The organism is Ureibacillus suwonensis (assembly GCF_042655065.1).
Taxonomy (GTDB): Bacteria; Bacillota; Bacilli; order Bacillales_A; family Planococcaceae; genus Ureibacillus; species Ureibacillus suwonensis.
This window is the reverse complement of sequence record NZ_JBHSNQ010000043.1, coordinates 1-1,316: the sequence shown is the minus strand read 5'-3', so window position 1 is coordinate 1,316 and position 1,316 is coordinate 1. Positions and strand designations below refer to the sequence as shown.

At 43.8% G+C, this 1,316-nt stretch carries 1 protein-coding gene; it reads left to right on the top strand.

What is annotated here, in order from left to right; genetic code table 11:
* Nucleotides 1–951: 951 nt before the first annotated feature.
* Nucleotides 952–1,316: MBL fold metallo-hydrolase (locus ACFPOH_RS04175; RefSeq protein WP_390308895.1), on the top strand; the 365-nt coding region annotated here is incomplete at its 3' end.

Genomic DNA, 1,316 nt, shown 5'->3' with positions numbered 1-1,316 from the left:
ATGAATGCAAAATCAAAAGAAAGAAAAGTTATAAACCGTAGACTTGTTGAAATAGTGGATAAGTAAGCCGAGCGTGAACTACAACTCTATAGACGACGAGGGAGAGACATAGATGTCGCGGTACAATGCACAGCAGTGAAAGAAGAAGATCCATCTGTCCTCCGTACTGTCCACCTCTGCCTACATAACTTCTGTAGGGCGGGCCAGACCGCACCCTTTATTGTCGCAACAAGGGACAACAGACAACGCCAAGACAGGACGACTTTCCCTTGAGAGTGCTTCTCCATTATGCAACAACAAAGCGAGGCGCGACAGGTGTCTTGTTGAGAGACAGCGGGTGGGGTCTCCTGTCCCCCGATACTCGTTTGAGGGAGCCCATGAGGACGCAGAGGGTCGCGGCAGAGAGGAACCACGAAGACAACGTGGAAACTTGCTGTCCCCTGCAAGGACAGTAGACGCCTCGGAATTGTCTGGCATGTCCCTATGAGAGAAAGTGTGTCGCCGCAATCTTCTCCCAAAGGGAGATTTGTTTGACACAATTTTCTCTACATCCCCCTAAGGAAGGACAGTAGACATCATATCATTGTACTCGGAGGAAGGACATAATGTCTCTTGTGAATTAACTGTCAGACGATAAATGTTACATACCCTTGGAGGTGTCGCCATCCTGAAAAAATGGGTATTTAAGCAGCATTTTTTGGAATGTCCCTTGATCTTTGAAGGGAAGAAATTTACGAGTTGTGTAGTATTGATAGTAACATCGTTGATGAATGACTGTATTGATTATGTCCAGAAACACCTTATCTTTGGGATGTACGATTTTTGAACACACGGGACATTTCAGTTTACCGATAATATCGAACATTTTTTCGCCTCCTGTTTGTTTTCTATACTCCCTCTTAGCTCAATTGATGGTATAATCTTCTTGAAAAGTAAAAGGGGGAGTTTTCAATGAGGAAAATCAAGATGCTGATGGTAGCTGTAATTGTATTTATGATAGCAATACTACCGGGAATTGTAACAGACGCAGCCCCAAAAAACATGTATGTACACTTCATCAATGTTGGGCAAGGTGACAGTATTTACATTAAAGCGCCAAATGGAGAGGACATTCTCATTGATGGAGGAAATAAAGATGGCAGTGATGTCGTCGCCTATCTTAAAAAGCAGAAGGTAAAGGACATCGAAATCATGATCGCGACTCATCCAGACGCCGACCATATTGGCGGTCTTGATGAGGTTCTCAAGGCTTTCCCTGTGAAAAGTGTGTATGCTCCAAAAGTCGGTAATACAACGCAAGCATATAAAGATTTCTT